Annotated in this window: 13 protein-coding genes; 9 read left to right on the top strand and 4 right to left on the bottom strand. The window is 36.0% G+C overall.

Annotated elements, in window-relative coordinates:
* Positions 1–68: 68 nt before the first annotated feature.
* From ACQH3L_RS03725 to ltrA, 3 genes are all read left to right on the top strand, one after another.
* Entirely contained in the window at positions 69–611 is a 543-nt protein-coding gene (locus ACQH3L_RS03725; protein WP_245994758.1) for a hypothetical protein, read from the top strand.
* Between the two features lie 382 nt (positions 612–993).
* A complete protein-coding gene (locus ACQH3L_RS03720; protein ID WP_255324786.1) occupies positions 994–1,122 on the top strand; it encodes a hypothetical protein in 129 nt (42 codons plus the stop codon).
* Positions 1,085–2,398 carry a group II intron reverse transcriptase/maturase gene (gene ltrA / locus ACQH3L_RS03715; protein WP_006280268.1) on the top strand — a complete coding sequence of 438 codons (1,314 nt, stop codon included), beginning with the start codon at positions 1,085–1,087 and terminating at the stop codon, positions 2,396–2,398. The genes ACQH3L_RS03720 and ltrA overlap by 38 nt, the downstream gene beginning before the upstream one ends.
* Before the next feature lie 361 nt (positions 2,399–2,759).
* Here the strand turns inward: ltrA and gatA are convergent, their stop codons facing one another.
* On the bottom strand, positions 2,760–4,229 hold the full coding sequence (gatA, locus tag ACQH3L_RS03710) for an Asp-tRNA(Asn)/Glu-tRNA(Gln) amidotransferase subunit GatA (protein ID WP_010962643.1): 1,470 nt from the start codon (positions 4,227–4,229) through the stop codon (positions 2,760–2,762).
* Positions 4,230–4,618: 389 nt separating this feature from the next.
* Here gatA and mtaB point away from each other — a divergent pair, with 389 nt between their 5' ends.
* Together mtaB and ACQH3L_RS03700 are read left to right on the top strand one after the other, a co-directional pair.
* Positions 4,619–5,845: a tRNA (N(6)-L-threonylcarbamoyladenosine(37)-C(2))-methylthiotransferase MtaB gene (mtaB, locus tag ACQH3L_RS03705; protein ID WP_425384621.1), complete on the top strand. Its 1,227-nt coding sequence runs from the start codon at positions 4,619–4,621 to the stop codon at positions 5,843–5,845.
* Positions 5,846–5,911: 66 nt separating this feature from the next.
* The gene (locus tag ACQH3L_RS03700; protein ID WP_070357048.1) at positions 5,912–6,823 is read left to right on the top strand and encodes an outer membrane protein; all 912 of its coding nucleotides are present in this window, start codon (positions 5,912–5,914) and stop codon (positions 6,821–6,823) included.
* A gap of 7 nt (positions 6,824–6,830) precedes the next feature.
* Here ACQH3L_RS03700 and ACQH3L_RS03695 read toward each other — a convergent pair whose 3' ends face one another.
* From ACQH3L_RS03695 to ACQH3L_RS03685, 3 genes are all read right to left on the bottom strand, one after another.
* Positions 6,831–8,318, bottom strand: a complete 1,488-nt coding sequence (locus ACQH3L_RS03695) for a type II secretion system protein GspD (protein WP_015588942.1) — start codon at positions 8,316–8,318, stop codon at positions 6,831–6,833.
* A 134-nt stretch (positions 8,319–8,452) separates the two neighbouring features.
* On the bottom strand, positions 8,453–9,817 hold the full coding sequence (locus ACQH3L_RS03690) for an ankyrin repeat domain-containing protein (protein ID WP_425384620.1): 1,365 nt from the start codon (positions 9,815–9,817) through the stop codon (positions 8,453–8,455).
* 766 nt (positions 9,818–10,583) lie between these two features.
* Positions 10,584–11,258, bottom strand: a complete 675-nt coding sequence (locus tag ACQH3L_RS03685) for a septal ring lytic transglycosylase RlpA family protein (RefSeq protein ID WP_010082236.1) — start codon at positions 11,256–11,258, stop codon at positions 10,584–10,586.
* Positions 11,259–11,284: 26 nt separating this feature from the next.
* Between ACQH3L_RS03685 and murC the strand changes: the two genes are divergently transcribed.
* The 4 genes from murC (at position 11,285) to fumC (ending at position 16,848) form a co-directional block, all read left to right on the top strand.
* Positions 11,285–12,781, top strand: a complete 1,497-nt coding sequence (murC, locus tag ACQH3L_RS03680; protein WP_425384619.1) for a UDP-N-acetylmuramate--L-alanine ligase — start codon at positions 11,285–11,287, stop codon at positions 12,779–12,781.
* A 4-nt stretch (positions 12,782–12,785) separates the two neighbouring features.
* Entirely contained in the window at positions 12,786–14,060 is a 1,275-nt protein-coding gene (gene eno / locus ACQH3L_RS03675; protein WP_425384618.1) for a phosphopyruvate hydratase, read from the top strand.
* Positions 14,048–15,070, top strand: coding sequence for an Obg family GTPase CgtA (gene cgtA, locus ACQH3L_RS03670; protein ID WP_006280016.1), 1,023 nt, complete (start codon positions 14,048–14,050; stop codon positions 15,068–15,070). The genes eno and cgtA overlap by 13 nt, the downstream gene beginning before the upstream one ends.
* A gap of 383 nt (positions 15,071–15,453) precedes the next feature.
* The gene (fumC, locus tag ACQH3L_RS03665) at positions 15,454–16,848 is read left to right on the top strand and encodes a class II fumarate hydratase (protein WP_010962632.1); all 1,395 of its coding nucleotides are present in this window, start codon (positions 15,454–15,456) and stop codon (positions 16,846–16,848) included.
* Positions 16,849–16,982 lie beyond the last annotated feature (134 nt).

The following is a 16,982-nucleotide window of genomic DNA, read 5'->3' as shown; positions in this document are numbered from 1 at the left end:
TTTATTTTACCCGAAAAAACTCCTTTCTTTCTCTCCACTTTTTCTGGGTAAGGTCAGTATGGGAAAAGGTGAAAGATGTACTAAAAAACCCAGAGATGATAAAAAAGGAATACCAACGTAGAGTATTAGAAAATAAAAATGATGAATCATCAGAGAAAAAGTTTGCAAGAAGAGAAAATCAAATAAAAGAAGGTATCGAAAAATTAATGGAAGATTATTATAGTCAAGAAAATGCAGGAGAGAAAGGATATATAAGCGAGGAAGAATTTAAACAGACAATGAGAAAAATGAAAGAACGCTTACAAGGGATAGAAGAAGAGAAAAAAAAGGTAGTTGATCAGAAGGCAGTAGAAAAAGGAATAAGTCTTATTATAAATAGCATAAAGAATTTTTATTCTAGTGTAAAATCGAACCTGGAACAGCTAGATTGGCAAACTAAGCGCGGCATTATTAAAGCATTAATAGGACAAATTAACATTGGTTGTGATCAGGTAGAAGTAGGATTTCAGATCGAAGAACCAGCACAGGATGGGGGAATTCTTAATTTGTATCATTGTACTACACATCATAATAAGGGGGTTGGCAAAATGTGTGCGCCAAGAAGTGCGTAAGGAACAGTTGGTGAAAATCCAACACGGGTAAAGCTTAGCCGGCAACCTGGAACAAACCATTATGCTGCGTAAGGTAACGAGCGTAGTAAAGCTAATGGAATGGACAACATAGGGTGCAACGAAAGTGAAGGTATTGAGTCCCGTAATTCACGCGTCATGGGGGCTGACACTTTACATTTGGTGGAAGGCAACATGGGTAATAACGCTAAGGCAAGATATTACTCACCTCATCGGGATCGAAGGCCGCGTCATGTGTTGAGATGGACCTTACGTGAACTTGGGAGATCCTTTGTATTCCTGTAAGGGTACTCTGGAACAAGTCAATAAAGGCGAGGACTGGAGGAAGATGCAAAGGAAGTCGGACTAACTGATAGTACTCGGAGTGTGGGAAAGCCACATACAAGGGGAAGCGGTTAGCAATATAGTGACTGGTATAGGGATTGCTATACCAATACAACAGAGATTAGAGGAGTATGCAAGGAAAACTAAACCAGATAGCAGTAAGGGCTAAGCAAGATAAGCGAGTAAAATTTACATCATTAGTTCATTTGATTAATGAAGAGAATCTTGCAGAGTGTTATAAGGAACTAAAACGCAACAAGGCTTGTGGTATAGATCGTGTGACAGTGGAAGCTTATGGAGAAAATCTAGAAGAGAAACTTAAAACACTAGTGGATAGTATGAAGAGAAAACAATATCAACCGCTACCAGTGAAAAGGGTATACATACCCAAAGCCGGGAGCAAAGAGAAGCGCGGTCTCGGAATACCATCAACGGAAGATAAGTTGGTACAGGTAATGCTAAAGAAGATATTAGAAAATATTTATGAAGCAAACTTTATGGACAGCTCGTATGGATTTCGACCAGGAAGAAATTGTCATCAGGCGATAAACGCTCTAGATAAAGCAGTTATGCACAAACCAATTAACTATATTGTAGAAGTGGATATCAAGAAGTTCTTTGATAATGTTCAACATAAATGGCTAATGAATTGTCTAAGGGAACGAATAGCTGACCCAAATTTATTGTGGTTAATAAAACGATTTCTAAAGGCAGGAATAGTCGAAGTTGGATGTTATAAAGCAACCGATCAAGGCACACCACAAGGTGGTATAGTAAGCCCTGTATTAGCTAATATATACTTACACTATGTGCTGGACTTATGGTTTGAAAAGAAATTTAAGCCAAAAGCCAGAGGATATTTACAGCTAATAAGGTTTTGCGACGATTTTGTAGTTGGCTGCGAGAGGGAAGAAGACGCAAAAGAATTTCTAGAATTACTGAAACAAAGACTAAGTAAATTTGGGTTGGAAATAGCTGAAAATAAAACAAAAATAGTAAAGTTTGGTAAGAAAGAATGGTATCAAGCAGAAAGAGAGAAACGTAGGACGGCTAGCTTCAACTTTCTAGGATTTACACATTATTGTGGAAAAAGTCGTAATGGTAAACTTATGATGAAGCAGAAAACTTCAAAAATAAGCCTAGCCAGAAAGATTAAAGAAATCAAAGAATGGTTGAAGATGGTACGAAGTCGTATCTGTCTCAAAGATTGGTGGCAGAAACTTAAAGCCAAACTAACAGGACACTATAGCTACTTCGGAGTTAGCGGAAATTATCGGTGTTTGATTCAATTCTATCGACCGGTAACAAAGTTAGCATTTAAGTGGATAAACCGACGTAGTCAAAAGAAAAGTATGGATTGGGAACAATTTATACACTATTTAAAAGTAAATCCATTACCAAAACCAAAGGTATATGTTTCTTTATACACAGGAGCACTAGTGTGAACGCTGTATTGTGGAGCCGTGTGCGGGAAATCCGCAAGCACGGTTCTTTTGGGGAGACTATGGTTATGAGACCAAATCGCTGGTTTCAAGGTCATGAGTCTCTACCAGACGTCAAGCAAGTTTTTTCGTTTCTATAAATCTGGATTTCAGCGTTATGCGCTGGAATGACAACGTGAGGTAAATTTTTCAACATCCCAAAATTACAGAATTCAGTCTGTTTAATTAAGTGTGAACTGTTACACGAAAATTTTGTAAACAGATTAATATACCCTGTTTTTGCTATTCATCTAAAAATGGAACCATAGAGTACGTTGAGGAGCGTAAGCAAATTTTAATGCAAAAATTACTATCAAAAAATAGATTATGCAAGAGGTCTAATTATTCTGCCGCAATTTTGCTCTATCACACTTGCCACATTTAATATTCCAGCTTCATCATAATAATTTCCAATCACTTGCAAGGCAAGTGGTAAACCCTCATTGGAGAGCCCAACAGGAACAGAAATAGCAGGCAATCCTGCCAGACTTGCCGGCACAGTAAACACATCATTGATGCACATAATTAGCGGATCTGGCTTTTCATTTAAGCCAAAAGCTTCTGTTGGAGCAGATGGCACAAGTATGTAATCTATTTTTTCAAACGCTTTTATAAAATCATTTCTGATTAATGCCCTGATACACTGTGCTTTTTCGTAATATTCATTGTAATGACCTGAGGAAAGCGCATAAGCGCCAATTAAAATTCTTCTTTTCACCTCTTTACCGAAACCTTCTGCTCTTGTTAGTGAATACATTTCTTCAAGGGTATCAGCATCAACCCTGAACCCATAACGCACACCGTCATAACGAGCAAGATTGGATGAAGTTTCAGCAGAACAAATTAAATAATAGACTGGTATTGCATATTTAGTATGTGGCAGAGTAACGTCAACAACTTCAGCGCCATTTTCTTTTAAATAGGAAGCAACTTTCTCCCAATTATGGACTATTTCCTCTGAAATTCCATCCATCCTATATTCTTTTGGTATACCAATACGCTTACCCTTGACATCACCATTTATAAAGCTAGAAAATTTAGGCACTGGCTTTTCGCTTGATATTGAATCTTTTGTATCATAGCCACAGATTGCTTCCAGCATTAATGCTGAATCAGAGACAGAACGAGTAATGACTCCTGCTTGATCTAGAGAACTCGCAAATGCAATCATACCAAAACGCGAGCATCTTCCATAAGTTGGCTTTATTCCAACCACTCCACAATAAGCTGCTGGTTGGCGCACAGATCCACCGGTGTCACTCCCTAGTGCTCCAGCGCATAAAAATCCAGCCACCGATGCTGCAGATCCACCAGATGATCCACCAGGAACAACTTTTTCCCCATCGCTTTTTCTAATCCACACATTCTCAACAGGGCCAAAATAGCTATTTGTGTTCGCAGAACCCATAGCAAATTCATCCATATTAAGCTTACCGAGCATGGCTGCTCCACTTTTTAAAAGCAAGTCAGACACCGTAGATTCGTAAGTCGGAACGAAATTTTCCAGCATTTTTGAGCATGCTGTTGTTTTTATTCCTTTTGTACAGAATAGATCTTTGATGCCAACTGGTACACCCATGAGCGGCGAGATTAAATCATCCTTTTGCCTAGAGAAATGTTCATCTGCAGCTTTAGCAGCTTTCATTGCTATCTCTGGGGTTTTTGTTATAAATGCATTTAATTTCTCATTTTCAACCGCACTGATGTGCGCCTCTACGAGTTCAACGGCAGAAAAACTCTTTTTTTTGAGCCCGTCATGCATTTGTGTAATACTTAACTTTCTTAGTTCATTCATCAATATTTAATTTTTAGCAAGACGTTAATTATAACATGGCACGATAAAAAATCCATACATTTATAGTTACAGCTAGAAATGTAGTTAAGGTAACTTAGATTCACCGACAATCGTCATCCCGCTACTTGTTAGCGGCTAAGAGATACCGCAGCGGTATGACGTAGAAGCTATACTTTTATACTCACCAACTCAGTATCCAATCCGGATTGTATCTTAAAAAGGTCAAAAGACTATAATAAGCAAAGGAGTGATACTGTGTCTGAGTGAAAATCGTTGAGATCCCAGTGTCTGCTGCTTGCATAGCATTTATTTACAAAAAAATAGTCATGCAAGAGACTTTGCTTGGATATTTGATATAATTTAGGTCTATTAAAGCAAAAAATACTAACATGAATGAAGTGATAACATTTGGTTGTCGTCTAAATTTTTACGAGAGCGAGTTAATCAAAAAAGCATTAAAAAAAGCAAAGAGAGAAAATGTTGTTGTGGTGCATAGCTGTGCAGTGACAAACGAAGCAGAACGTCAGGTAAAGCAAAAGATACGTAAGATTTACAAAAATGATCCAAATAAAGAAATTATCGTAGTTGGTTGTGCTGTTCAGTTGGATCCAGAAGTTTACAGTAGCATTCCTGGTGTAAGTAAAGTGCTCGGTAATCAAGATAAGCTAAAAGCTGAAAATTACTTACTAAATGACGATAAAATCTTGGTCAGTGATAACCAAGTAGAACCTGTTCTAATTAATGGATTTGAAGATAAGTCAAGGGCATTTATTGAAATTCAAAATGGTTGTAATCATAGCTGCACATTTTGTTCAATTACTGAGGCAAGAGGGAATAATCGATCTGTGCCAATAAACAGTATTATAGAGCAAATCAGGATCTTTGTAGAAAATGGATATCAAGAAGTAGTGTTTACAGGGGTTGATATTACTGACTTTGGTACAGATTTGTTGGGTAAGCCATCACTTGGTTCAATGATTAGGAGAGTTTTAAAGGATATACCAGAGTTGAAGAGGCTAAGACTTTCCTCTATCGATGTTGCTGAAGTTGACGACGAATTAATGGATTTAATAGCTAATGAGTCAAGACTTATGCCTCATTTACATTTGAGTCTACAATCTGGTAATAATTTAATACTAAAGAGAATGAAGCGTCGTCACAACAGAGAACAAGTGATAGAATTTTGTCATAAAATGAAGAGCTTGAGGCCTAATATAGCATTTGGCGCTGATATTATTGCTGGATTTCCAACAGAAACTGATGAAATGTTTCAGGATACAGTTGATTTACTGAAAAAAACAAATATAGTTTACCTACATGCTTTTCCATATTCAGAGCGGAAAAATACACCTGCTGCACGAATGCCACAAGTACCAGAGAATGTGCGTAAAGAACGAGTAAAAAATTTAAGAGAAGTAAATAAAGAAATTATGAGCAGTTTTTGTCAATCCTTGATCAACACTAAGCAAAGTGTTCTGGTTGAGCAAAATAATGTCGGTAGAGCAGAAAATTTTGCATTAATAAAGCTTGAATCAAAAGCTCAAGCCAAGAGTATTGTGAAAGTTAATGTTAAAGGAGTGGAAAATAATTATCTAATTGGAAATATTTTTTCTTAATTTTTGTACATTGAAGAAATATACGATATAGTAATTATACTGTAAATGATAATTGTGAATTCATTTATGATAACTAGAATATCTATTACTTTATTTTTGATTTTCATTTCATGTGTCTATTTTTTTATTACTTATATTAGTAATGATACACACATTGAGCAAGTACAACCCTTAAAATTAGAAACAGACAATAATAAAAGTGTGATACGTTCTGAGGAGGTTACTGCAAAAGAAATACCAATAAAATATCAAGAACTTGAAAGTAGTCCACCTTCTGTTTTCCAAGTAGCTGATCAGAAAAATATGTGGTCACGTATTGCAGATCAAGCTGAGCCTACAAAAGAAAAATCAAAAAAACTTGATTTTTATGTTAGCGCTAACGGTGGTAAGGTATACCATGATAATTCAGAAATATTTGTAAAGGGTATACAAGAAATAGGAAAAAGAGTCCTAACTTTAGTTGAAAGTCATTATGGTTTTATAATAAAAAATATAGTGGCAGATGAAATTAAAAGTATACAGCAATTTGATGGTAAAATTGATTTCCAGTGGTTTAGCAGCATGTCTTTAGGTTACTATGCTGGAGAAAATGGTAAAATTGATTTTGAAGCCGCGTATTCTATAGCCAATATTGAAGATAGTAATTCTCCTCCGGTATTTGATAAATCAGCAAGTATATTTGCGTTTTTGTTAAACTTCTATTATAATCCCAGCGTTCAGGATACACAATTTGCTCCGTACATCGGTCTTGGTATAGGACCAACAGTTTTTAGATTAAAAAGGATTAATGGGTCACCCCAAAATTCAATGCCACTGAATGTTCCTTGGTTTGCTTATCAAATAAAACTTGGTGTTGATTATTCAATAATCCCAGAAATCAAAACCTTTCTCGGCTATCGTTACTTTAGCGTTCCGATACCTGTTGCAGATGACATATCTACTCACAATATTGAAGTTGGTTTGATATTTAATTTTTAGTGATAATTTAATATATATATAAATTCTTATCTTTTCTATCTAACAAACCAAATGTTGGTACGATTGTTGCTTTTAAAAAAATGACAGTTTCTACTGTTCTAATATTATTCGCTAGCCTTTTTGATTTCTGATGCAATAAGCTTTGCTTATCTTCTCTATGTTCTATAAGCCCGCCGATTACCATAATTTCACCGCTCTTAATTTTTAACATAGAGTTCATTTCTCTGATTTCAACAATTGGAATGTCGCTATTTAATTTCATTTTACTCTGCTGTGCGACGTACTCTATATCTGGATCTTTAGTGTAGCCGTTAATTCTTGATAAAGTTGGATGTATATCCATGAATATTTCACTAGTATCAATGTTAATGCTTGGGTGGATTATTAGCACAACACCTATTGGGACGCTATTCATCTTGGTAATTAAGGTCTGATTAGAGTTTCTAGTATCTTTTTGTATATCGGAGGTAAAATAAATATGGTTTTTAGTAAATGAAATCATCGCTTGCTGATTATTTATAGCATGTACTCTGGGGCTTGAAATTACAGTTGAAGTGCCAAATTTGTCTAAATTTTTTACTAAATCTCCTAGATCATTTGCACCAAAGTTCATTGCTAGGTTAATAATGGAGTTATCTTGATTTATTATAGACTTAGTTCCATCTTGTAAGTCATTTAAGTTCATACCAGAAAGGTATTTGTCATCTAGCACAACTTCAACTATTTTTGCCTCTATCATTACTTGAGAAGACGCTAACTTCTTAACCTTATTAATATATTCTTCAACAGCTTTGTGGATATCTTTTCTAGCATTCAAAATAATAACACCAGCTTCTCTGTTGGATGAAAGGAATTCGCCATCATCCACCCCGTTAACATCCATTATTGCATTCAAGCCTTTTTCTAATGAATTCCATAAGTCACTACTGTATTGAGACTTCATAACATTGTTATAGTCCCTATCAACGTTACTTCCATCACTGTTAGTAATATTGTTATTAATGACGAAACTGCTTTGAGCAGAATGTTGAATATTGATGAAGTCTACGTAATAATTTTGTGCGTATGGCAAGTCCTGCTCAATTCTAATTACACCATTACTTGTTGAGTAACGCAGTTTGGCGCTATTTGCTATACTCTGAATTACTTCGTTTATATCCTTATCTTTTAGCTTTAAAATAATATTACCTGATATTTTTGGGTCCATATCCAAGTTAACGTCAGAAAGTTTTCCTATCTCAATCAGCAAATCCTTTACTGATACTTCTTCACTAACATTAATAGAAATAAGCTGATTACTGATTGTGAGATCGGGAAACTCTATTGGTAAAGGCATAATTTCTGGTATTGCCGGTTCATTAATCTCCAAAGAGGTGTTATATTGTTGCAACGGATAATCGTGCTTATAATTGTCTATGTTAATAGGATATTGCTTGGTAGGTAGATGTGTGCAAGAAATAATGAAGAGGAGTATTAAGCATTTAAAAATAGCCATTAGAACAGCATACAAAATCTATACTAATAGATTTCTATAAAAATATTAAAAATGTATTTAATCTCATTTTCATCGAGCAGATAATTGTCGTGTATTAGCTTTGGCTATGTATTTTTTGTATACTCTTCTTGTACTTAAATGTAGACCAGCATAGCCCTAATTTTTTTATATATTGTACTTCTTTCTCTGTATTTAATAATAGGCTTGAAAATAAATGGTAAGCCTATAATTGTTAAGCTTAGAGCTAGGGTTGAAAGTATACAACAGGCTTTGTGTTTACTATGTAGCTCTTTCAGATAAAGCATCAAAAATCTACAAAATTTTTTGTAATTTTCTTCGATGTTTTTTTTGCTATTAGCCTTGCTAATGAACATATCTATTGCGGTATGACCGTTATTGCACTTAATGTTAAGGTCTGCACCTTTTTCTGTTAACAACTGAGCTATATCAAAATAATCCTTTTGAACAGCAAGATGTAGAGGTGCAAAACCTTGTTGCTCACAAATGTTCATATTGGCTCTAACTTCCAATAACATTTTCACAATTTGTGTATGGCCTTTTTTAACTGCGAGTAGCAAGGGAGTTCTGTTACATTTAGTAACAGCATTAACGTTTACCTTAAGCTTCAATAAGAGCTTAACTGTTTTAGTGTTACCATTATGGCTAGCTTTATGCAGCCTAGCGTTACCATTAAAATCTTGATCGTTTGCTTCTATTCCCTTTGAAACAAGAAATGTTACCATTTTTCTATTATTATGCTCAATAGCGCAATCTAACGCATCAAAACCATGGTTGTTTTTTGTGCAAAAAAACTCTTTAAGTTTAATTTTATCGTTACTTGCTTGCTGTTTTTTTGCAATAAGTTTTACTATTTGCATTTTGTTGTTATACGCTGCTAGGAAAAGCGTAGTGTTATTTTCTGCATCTTTGGCTTCTATATTTGCACCTTTCTTTATCAGATATTCTATAATTTCTGCTCTGCTGTCATAATGTGCGGTGCATTGATAAATGGTTAAAAACAAAGGAGTACGAAAATTGTTATCTTCACATTCGAGATTTGCTCCGCTATCAATTAAAATTTGGACGCTTTTTTTAGAACCGTATAGTGAAGCTATATGAAGAGGAGTATAGCCCTCTTTGGCATCTTTTTCATTAATTTTTGCGCCTTTTGTTATCAAAAAATCTATTAATTCCGTGTCATCTTGTAGTGCAGCAAGGTGCAGTGGAGTGAATCCATTTTTATCCTTGGAATTAATTGTCAGTTGGTTAACAAAAAGTTTAGCAACTTTCTTGTGTCCATGCATAATGGCGTAATGCAGAGGGTTTCTATTTTCGTTGTCTACGACATTGAAATCAGCTTCGTGCTCTAGTAATGACTTTACTCCAACTAAATCGCCTTCTTTTGTGAACTTATGCAAGAGAGTGATTCCACTTGCATCTTTTGAGTTAATATCAAATCCATTTTCTACTAATTGGTTTATATCTTCCTCACGCGCCATATCACTTAAATCTCTAATTAAACTCTTTTCGCGTTAATAATACTCCTACTTGATTAAGTTTAAATGAATCTGTGAGAAATGGCTAGTGCATTCTTGCATAACAAACTTTTGGCAGCGCATTGGATGAAACGAAAAACTTACTTGACAAACTCCGCCAGCCCTCTTATCATGAAACTGAAGCTATTTATTTATCTTCGCAATCTCTGCAGTGGATTAATGACAAAAAACTTAATGTATTTGGCGTAAATCATGCTTAATTTTTTGCACTATGTGCACCTCATGTCTTTATAAAACTTTTAGGTTTCTACCTATACAAGCCGAAACGCGCTTATAAAGTGTTTAAGACAGTAAAAGACGTCAAATAGACAAGGGAGAATTTGAATACTAGCTACCCTAGGGTTTCTTTGCCTTTTTTTTTATTTGGTAAATTTCTTAACATTTATAGCTAAACGACAACTGTCATTCCTGTAAAGGTCAAGTATCCCGCTACTTGTTAGCGGGATCTAGAGATACCGTGACGGTATGACGTAGGATTGCTGTCATTTCGCTACTTGTTAGCGGCTGAGATACCGCGAATAAATCGCGGTATGACGGTTAGCGGTGGCGTGACGATAAGCTCGTCATTCCGCTACGTGTTAGCGGCTAAGAGATATCGCGGTGGTATAGCTATAAATTGTTGATATCTTTTTTATATCACATTTTTAACTTACAATAGTTAGCCAGCGTTCCTTACATTAACCAAATCTTTCAAATTCTGCACTCACCACTACCTATAACTCACTTTCACGCAATATTGATCGTTCTTAAAAAGCAATCTAACATTTTTTATTCCTTGATTGCGAAGCTTTGATGCAGCTGATTTAGCAGCCTGAGCACTTTTAAAAAATGCAACATATCCCTTACTTTCTGCACTGTCTTGTTTCGGATGACGTTTCTGCATTTCTTTTTCATATTGCTTTCTGTAATGAGGAGTATTTTGTATCAATTGTTCTGACATCTTTCTTAGGTATTGAACTTTTACTTTTGCAAGCCCAGATTTATGAAATCCTAAGACTTGAGCTGCTTTTTCTGATAAGTCTATTATTCTGCCTTCAATAAAAGGCCCTCTATCGTTAACCCTTGTAACAAGCTTTCTTCCGTTTTCTAAATTAGTGACAAGAACAAAGCAGGGTAAGGGCAAAGTCTTATGCGCTGCAGAGATCAAGTGACGGTTAAACGCTTCACCATTTGCTGTAAGTGTGCCATGATCTTCTATTCCATACCACGATGCTATCCCTATCTCTTCATAGTGTTTACAGTTTTTTGGATAATAAGTTATACCATTTATTGTGTAGCTGCTGCCAATTTTATAATGACCTGCAGTGCAGTTAAACCTGTTGCTAAAACTGCAGCTACTTATCAAAACAAATATTAGACATAGAAAGGTTAGGTTTTTTATCATTGTATTCGGTAAGAGGGTTCGATACTATGAGGATTTTAAATTATACTATAATAAATTTAGTAATGAGTAAACATCTACTGCTAAATATTAACAAAACTCAAAAAGGAATAATACATATTATTGGTATAGGTGGAATCGGAATGAGTGCCATTGCTGAAATTCTTCACAATTCCAATTGCAAAGTTCAAGGCAGTGATGCACAATCAAACGACAATATAAATAAGTTACAAAAGCTAGGTATAGAGGTTTTTATTGGTCACAATGCTAATAATATAAGCCAAGCTCAAATAGTTGTACATTCTTCTGCAATAGAATCTGATAATGCGGAGTTAATTGCGGCAAAAAATAACAATAAAACCGTTTTGCATAGATCAGACATACTTGCTGAAATTATGAAAGGTAAATATGTGATAGCGGTTTCAGGTTCAAGCGGAAAGACAACAACAACCGCTATGATTGCTTCCATTTTTGATCATTCTGGCATTGATGCGACTGTAACTGTAGGAGGGATATTAAATTCCTATAAGAGCAACTTCAAACTTGGAGGGAGTGACACTTTTCTGATCGAGGCTGATGAGTCTGATGGAACTATGCTAAAAATCCCTGCAAAGATTGCTGTCATAACAAGTATCAACAATGACCACATAGATTATTACGGCACATTTGATAATATCAAAAATGCATTTTCCCAATTCGTGAATAATGCAGGTTCTGCAGTTTTACCTGATTCTGTAGACATCGATTATGATGCGGGTAATTCTATAACGTTTGGGTTTGAGAATGGTAGCATAAGAGCCAGCAACATTAAACAGCATGCTAACAGCATAGAATTTGATGTGTTGAACAACTGGATTCCAGCATTACGTGCTGGAATGACAAAAGGAAAGTGTACAGAGATGTCATCCCAGTGCGTGACACTGGGATCCAGCCCTTTAAAAAACATAGTACTATCAAATGCAATTGGAATTCACAAAGTAAGCAACGCCCTAGCTGCAATATCAGTTGCGATAAAGCTCGGAATTAGCGATGCAGATATTAAAAAAGGCCTTTTGGAATTTCAAGGAGTAGCAAGAAGATTCTCTTTGATTGCCGATATTAAAGGTGTTAAGTTAATTGAGGATTATGCCCATCATCCAAATGAAATATATGCAACTTTAACGGCTGCACGTTCGATTACTAAAGGAAAAGTAATAGGAATTATCGAACCACTTCGTTTTGCCCGCATTCGTAATTTTTTTGATGAATTCATACGCATTTTCATGATGTTTGATTATGTCATCCTCACTCCTGTTCATCCCCCAGAAGACAAGCCTATTCCTGGTTGTGGGATTGATGATATACAAAAAGCTTTAATCAGTAATGGATTTAATAACACAAAAATTATGAATGATGCTTTGCTCATTTCACATTTTATTAGTGATTCGACAAGTCCAAGTGATATAGTATTATTTATTGGTGCTGGTAGTAATATAGCTAAATTGGCAAAGGAAACTGCAGCACTTATTGCGGAAGTTAAGGTTTAATGTAATGAATAAGATAATCAATAACGTATTTGCAAGAGAAATTTTAGATAGCAGGGGTTACCCCACTATTGAGGTAGAAATTGAGCTCTGTGATGGTGCAATGGGCAGGGCATCTGTACCTTCTGGAGCTTCAACCGGTAAATTAGAAGCCTTGGAACTCAGGGACCAAGATGAGAAAAGGTATTGTGGTAAGGGAGTGCTGAAAGCTGTTCAAGCTGTAAATGGGATAATAGCAGATGAAATCATTGGAATGAATGCAGCGGACCAAAATGCAATTGATAAAGCATTAATTGAACTGGATGGAACAAAAAACAAATCAAAACTTGGAGCAAATGCAACTTTGGGTGTGTCTCTTGCAGTTGCAAAAGCAGCAGCAAACAGTTTCAAAATGCCGCTATATAGATATTTGGGAGGAAAGCAGACGAGTGTTATGCCGGTTCCACTCATTAACATAATTAATGGTGGAGTACATGCAGACAATAAGCTCGATTTCCAAGAATTCATGATTCTTCCGGTCGGTGCTGAGACTTTCAGCGAAGCGATTAGAATATCTGCGGAGGTATTCCACAACTTACGTAGCATTCTTAAGAAAAAAGGTTATAGCACAAATGTAGGGGATGAAGGTGGTTTTGCACCAAATATTGAAAGTACTGAAGAAGCACTTGATTTGATCATATACGCTATAGAATCAGCAGGTTATTCAGCGCAAAGTGATTTTGCACTAGGCCTTGATGTTGCTTCATCTACTTTTTATGAAGATGGAATTTACAAATTTGAACACAGAGATCTTACTTCAGAAGAGTTGACTGAATATTATTGTAATCTTGTGGAAAGATATCCAATAATTTCTATAGAAGATGCAATGAGTGAAGACGACTATGAAGGTTGGAAATTACTTACTGCAAAATTGGGGAGTAAAATTCAATTGGTTGGGGATGATTTGTTTGTTACAAATTGTGAACTGATATGCAAAGGAATAGAGGAAAAAATGGCAAATGCTGTACTGATCAAGCCAAATCAAATAGGGACGTTAACAGAAACTTTTGCTGCTATTGAAATGGCAAAATCAAATGGCTATAAAGCTGTTGTTTCTCATCGCTCAGGTGAAACAGAAGACACAACAATATCTCATATAGCAGTTGCGTCAAATTGCGGGCAAATAAAAACCGGGTCGCTATCGCGTTCTGATAGACTCGCGAAGTATAACGAGCTAATCAGAATAGAAAGCGCATTAGGAAAGGATGCTAAATATTATCGTGGGTTAGCATGGGTTTTATAGACGAAGTAAAATTGTGTTTAAAAGCTGGTGACGGTGGTGATGGCTGTGCAAGTTTTCGTCGAGAAAAGTTCGTTGAATTTGGTGGTCCAAATGGTGGTAATGGAGGAAAGGGTGGAAACATAGTTTTCATCAGCGACGCTAATCTCAACACTTTGCTTCATTTTCGTTATAGAAGACACATTAAAGCAGATAGTGGAAAAAATGGTGCAGGCAGGGATAGATCTGGCACAGCAGGGAAAGACGTTATACTTAAAGTTCCAGTCGGTGCACAAATAATTGATGAAGAAAGTGAAGAGATAATAGTAGACCTTGACAAGCCTGGTATGGAATTTCAAGTAGCACAGGGTGGAAAAGGTGGACTTGGAAATACTAATTTTAAATCTTCTACTAATAAGGCACCAAGACATTTTACTTACGGTCAGCCTGGCGAAGAAAAACATGTATTATTAAAACTAAAAGTTTTATCAGATGTTGGAATTATTGGCATGCCAAACGCAGGTAAATCAAAATTTTTGACTCGCTGCTCAAATTCCGATACAAAAGTAGGCGATTATCCATTTACCACCGTAAGACCTCATTTAGGCATGGTAAAAGTGGATGATAGCGAAGTTGTAATAGCAGATATTCCTGGAATAATTACTGATGCTCACCTTGGAGTTGGGCTCGGGCATAAATTTTTAAAGCACATAGAAAGGTGTCAAATTTTACTTCATTTAATCGATGTAACTCACGATGACGTTGTTTCGGCTTATAGTTGTATCCATAATGAATTGGAACTTTACAATAGTGATCTTGTTGAAAAAGAAGAGATTGTAGTATTAAACAAATGCGACTTATTGAGGGAAGCAGAAATTCTGGAAAAGAAGAATCACCTAGCTAATTATCTCAATAAAGAAGTGCTGTGCTTATCAATTAATGGTGATTTACAGCCTATTTTAAGATTATTAAGTGAAAAGTTGAAAAAGAGTAATTCTAAGGAAATCGATGTATATGATCCTTTTAAAGCGTAAATTTTCTATTTATGGATGTACAAGAATGGTAGCGTGCAACCAGAACTAAGCGTACAGCTGTGCAAACATCGTGATTTGAGTCCACCAGAAGGGTGTCATTCCAGTCTGGGATCCAGGAATTTTATTAAGTTGGTAAGCATAAAAGTAGCCGTTTTATGTTAAAATACAACGTTTTGATGATTATGAAAAGGCTGGATTCCAGACTGGAATGACACCATCATAAAGTGAATCAGTGTCAGCTACTTGCATCTACCATGCAAGTTAACTGAAAATTGCAATGTTCGTACACTTGACTACTTGGATCTAGTATGATTTAATTAACAAAGAAGTAGGCATGAAAAAATTATGTAGTGAACCAGTTTGCATAACACCAGGAGGAAAATATGGATAGAAAGACGAGAATAGAATCAGACAGCTTAGGGGAAGTAAAAGTACCAAGTGAACATTACTGGGGAGCACAGACTCAGCGTTCTTTAGAAAATTTTAAGATTGGCACAGAAAAAATGCCAGAGCCTCTGATTAAAGCATTAGCAATAGTAAAACTTGCAGCAGCGCGTGTTAATATGAAACATGGTGTTATAGATGATAGGGTAGGGGACGCAATTTGCACAGCCGCGAGGGAAGTAATAGATGGCAAATTTAATAATGAATTTCCGCTTGTTGTTTGGCAAACCGGATCCGGAACGCAGACTAATATGAATATGAATGAAGTGATCAGCAATCGTGCAATAGAGATTTTAGGTGGTAATTTGGGTAGTAAATCTCCAATACATCCAAATGATCATGTGAATTATGGTCAGTCGTCAAATGACACCTTTCCAACAGCAATGCATATAGCAGCAGCAGAGCAAATAAACTGCTTGCTTATTCCAAATCTTGAAAAATTGCATAAGGTGCTGGATAATAAGGTTCAGGAATTTAAAGATATAATAAAAGTAGGACGTACTCATCTGCAAGATGCAACGCCCCTAACACTAGGACAGGAGTTTTCTGGCTATGCAGCCCAGATTAAAAAGGGGATAGAGAGAGTAAAATCAACTTTAAGTGGTATATACGAGCTTGCACAAGGTGGCACTGCGGTTGGCACGGGACTCAATACTAAAAAGGGTTTTGCTGAAGATTTTGCAAAGCAAGTTGCAGGAATTACTAACCTTCCATTTACTTCAGCAGGCAATAAATTTGAAGCGCTAGCAGCAAATGATGCTTTAGTTGAGCTCAGTGGAACACTCAATACAGTAGCAGTCAGTTTAATGAAAATTGCAAATGATATAAGGTTGCTTGGTTCTGGTCCAAGATGCGGAATTGGGGAAATAATGTTACCGGAAAATGAGCCTGGTTCTTCAATTATGCCAGGTAAGGTGAATCCAACTCAGTGTGAAGCGGTGACTATGGTATGCACTCAAGTTATGGGAAATCATGTTGCTGTAACCATTAGTGGTTCAAACGGTCATTTTGAATTGAATGTGTTTAAGCCAGTGATAATTTACAATGTTTTGCAGTCTATAAGACTTTTAGCTGACGCAAGTTTAAATTTTACAGAAAAATGTGTAGTTGGTATTAAAGCAAATGAAGAGAGGATAAAAGATTTACTGAATCAGTCGTTGATGTTGGTCACTATATTAAATACGCATATAGGGTACGACAATGCAGCAAAAATAGCGAAGCTTGCTTATAAAGAAAATATCACTCTAAAAGAAGCAGCAGCAAAACTTCAACTGCTCACTGAGGAAGAGTTTGAAAGGATAGTGAAACCAGAAGAAATGGTAAATTATTTGTAACCGCTCACACTTAATTCTTCAATCTCACTAATAGAAAGGCCAGTAAACTTGACAATAGTGTTAACATCAACATTATTATCTTGCTTTGCCTACCTTATTTTGCCGCTCCCCTGAACGGATACGGTTTAAGACAT

The organism is Wolbachia endosymbiont (group A) of Sturmia bella (assembly GCF_964030905.1).
Lineage (GTDB): Bacteria > Pseudomonadota > Alphaproteobacteria > Rickettsiales > Anaplasmataceae > Wolbachia > Wolbachia pipientis.
This window is presented reverse-complemented; position numbering and strand designations above follow the sequence as displayed.

Bases quoted from the DNA above. Each gene is read 5' to 3' on its own strand.
- ltrA (WP_006280268.1), top strand. From the start codon at position 1,085: ATGCAAGGAAAACTAAACCAGATAGCAGTAAGGGCTAAGCAAGATAAG.
- gatA (WP_010962643.1), bottom strand. From the start codon at position 4,229: ATGAATGAACTAAGAAAGTTAAGTATTACACAAATGCATGACGGGCTC.
- mtaB (WP_425384621.1), top strand. From the start codon at position 4,619: ATGAATGAAGTGATAACATTTGGTTGTCGTCTAAATTTTTACGAGAGC.
- ACQH3L_RS03700 (WP_070357048.1), top strand. From the start codon at position 5,912: ATGATAACTAGAATATCTATTACTTTATTTTTGATTTTCATTTCATGT.
- ACQH3L_RS03695 (WP_015588942.1), bottom strand. From the start codon at position 8,318: ATGGCTATTTTTAAATGCTTAATACTCCTCTTCATTATTTCTTGCACA.
- ACQH3L_RS03690 (WP_425384620.1), bottom strand. From the start codon at position 9,817: ATGGCGCGTGAGGAAGATATAAACCAATTAGTAGAAAATGGATTTGAT.
- ACQH3L_RS03685 (WP_010082236.1), bottom strand. From the start codon at position 11,258: ATGATAAAAAACCTAACCTTTCTATGTCTAATATTTGTTTTGATAAGT.
- murC (WP_425384619.1), top strand. From the start codon at position 11,285: ATGAGGATTTTAAATTATACTATAATAAATTTAGTAATGAGTAAACAT.
- eno (WP_425384618.1), top strand. From the start codon at position 12,786: ATGAATAAGATAATCAATAACGTATTTGCAAGAGAAATTTTAGATAGC.
- cgtA (WP_006280016.1), top strand. From the start codon at position 14,048: ATGGGTTTTATAGACGAAGTAAAATTGTGTTTAAAAGCTGGTGACGGT.
- fumC (WP_010962632.1), top strand. From the start codon at position 15,454: ATGGATAGAAAGACGAGAATAGAATCAGACAGCTTAGGGGAAGTAAAA.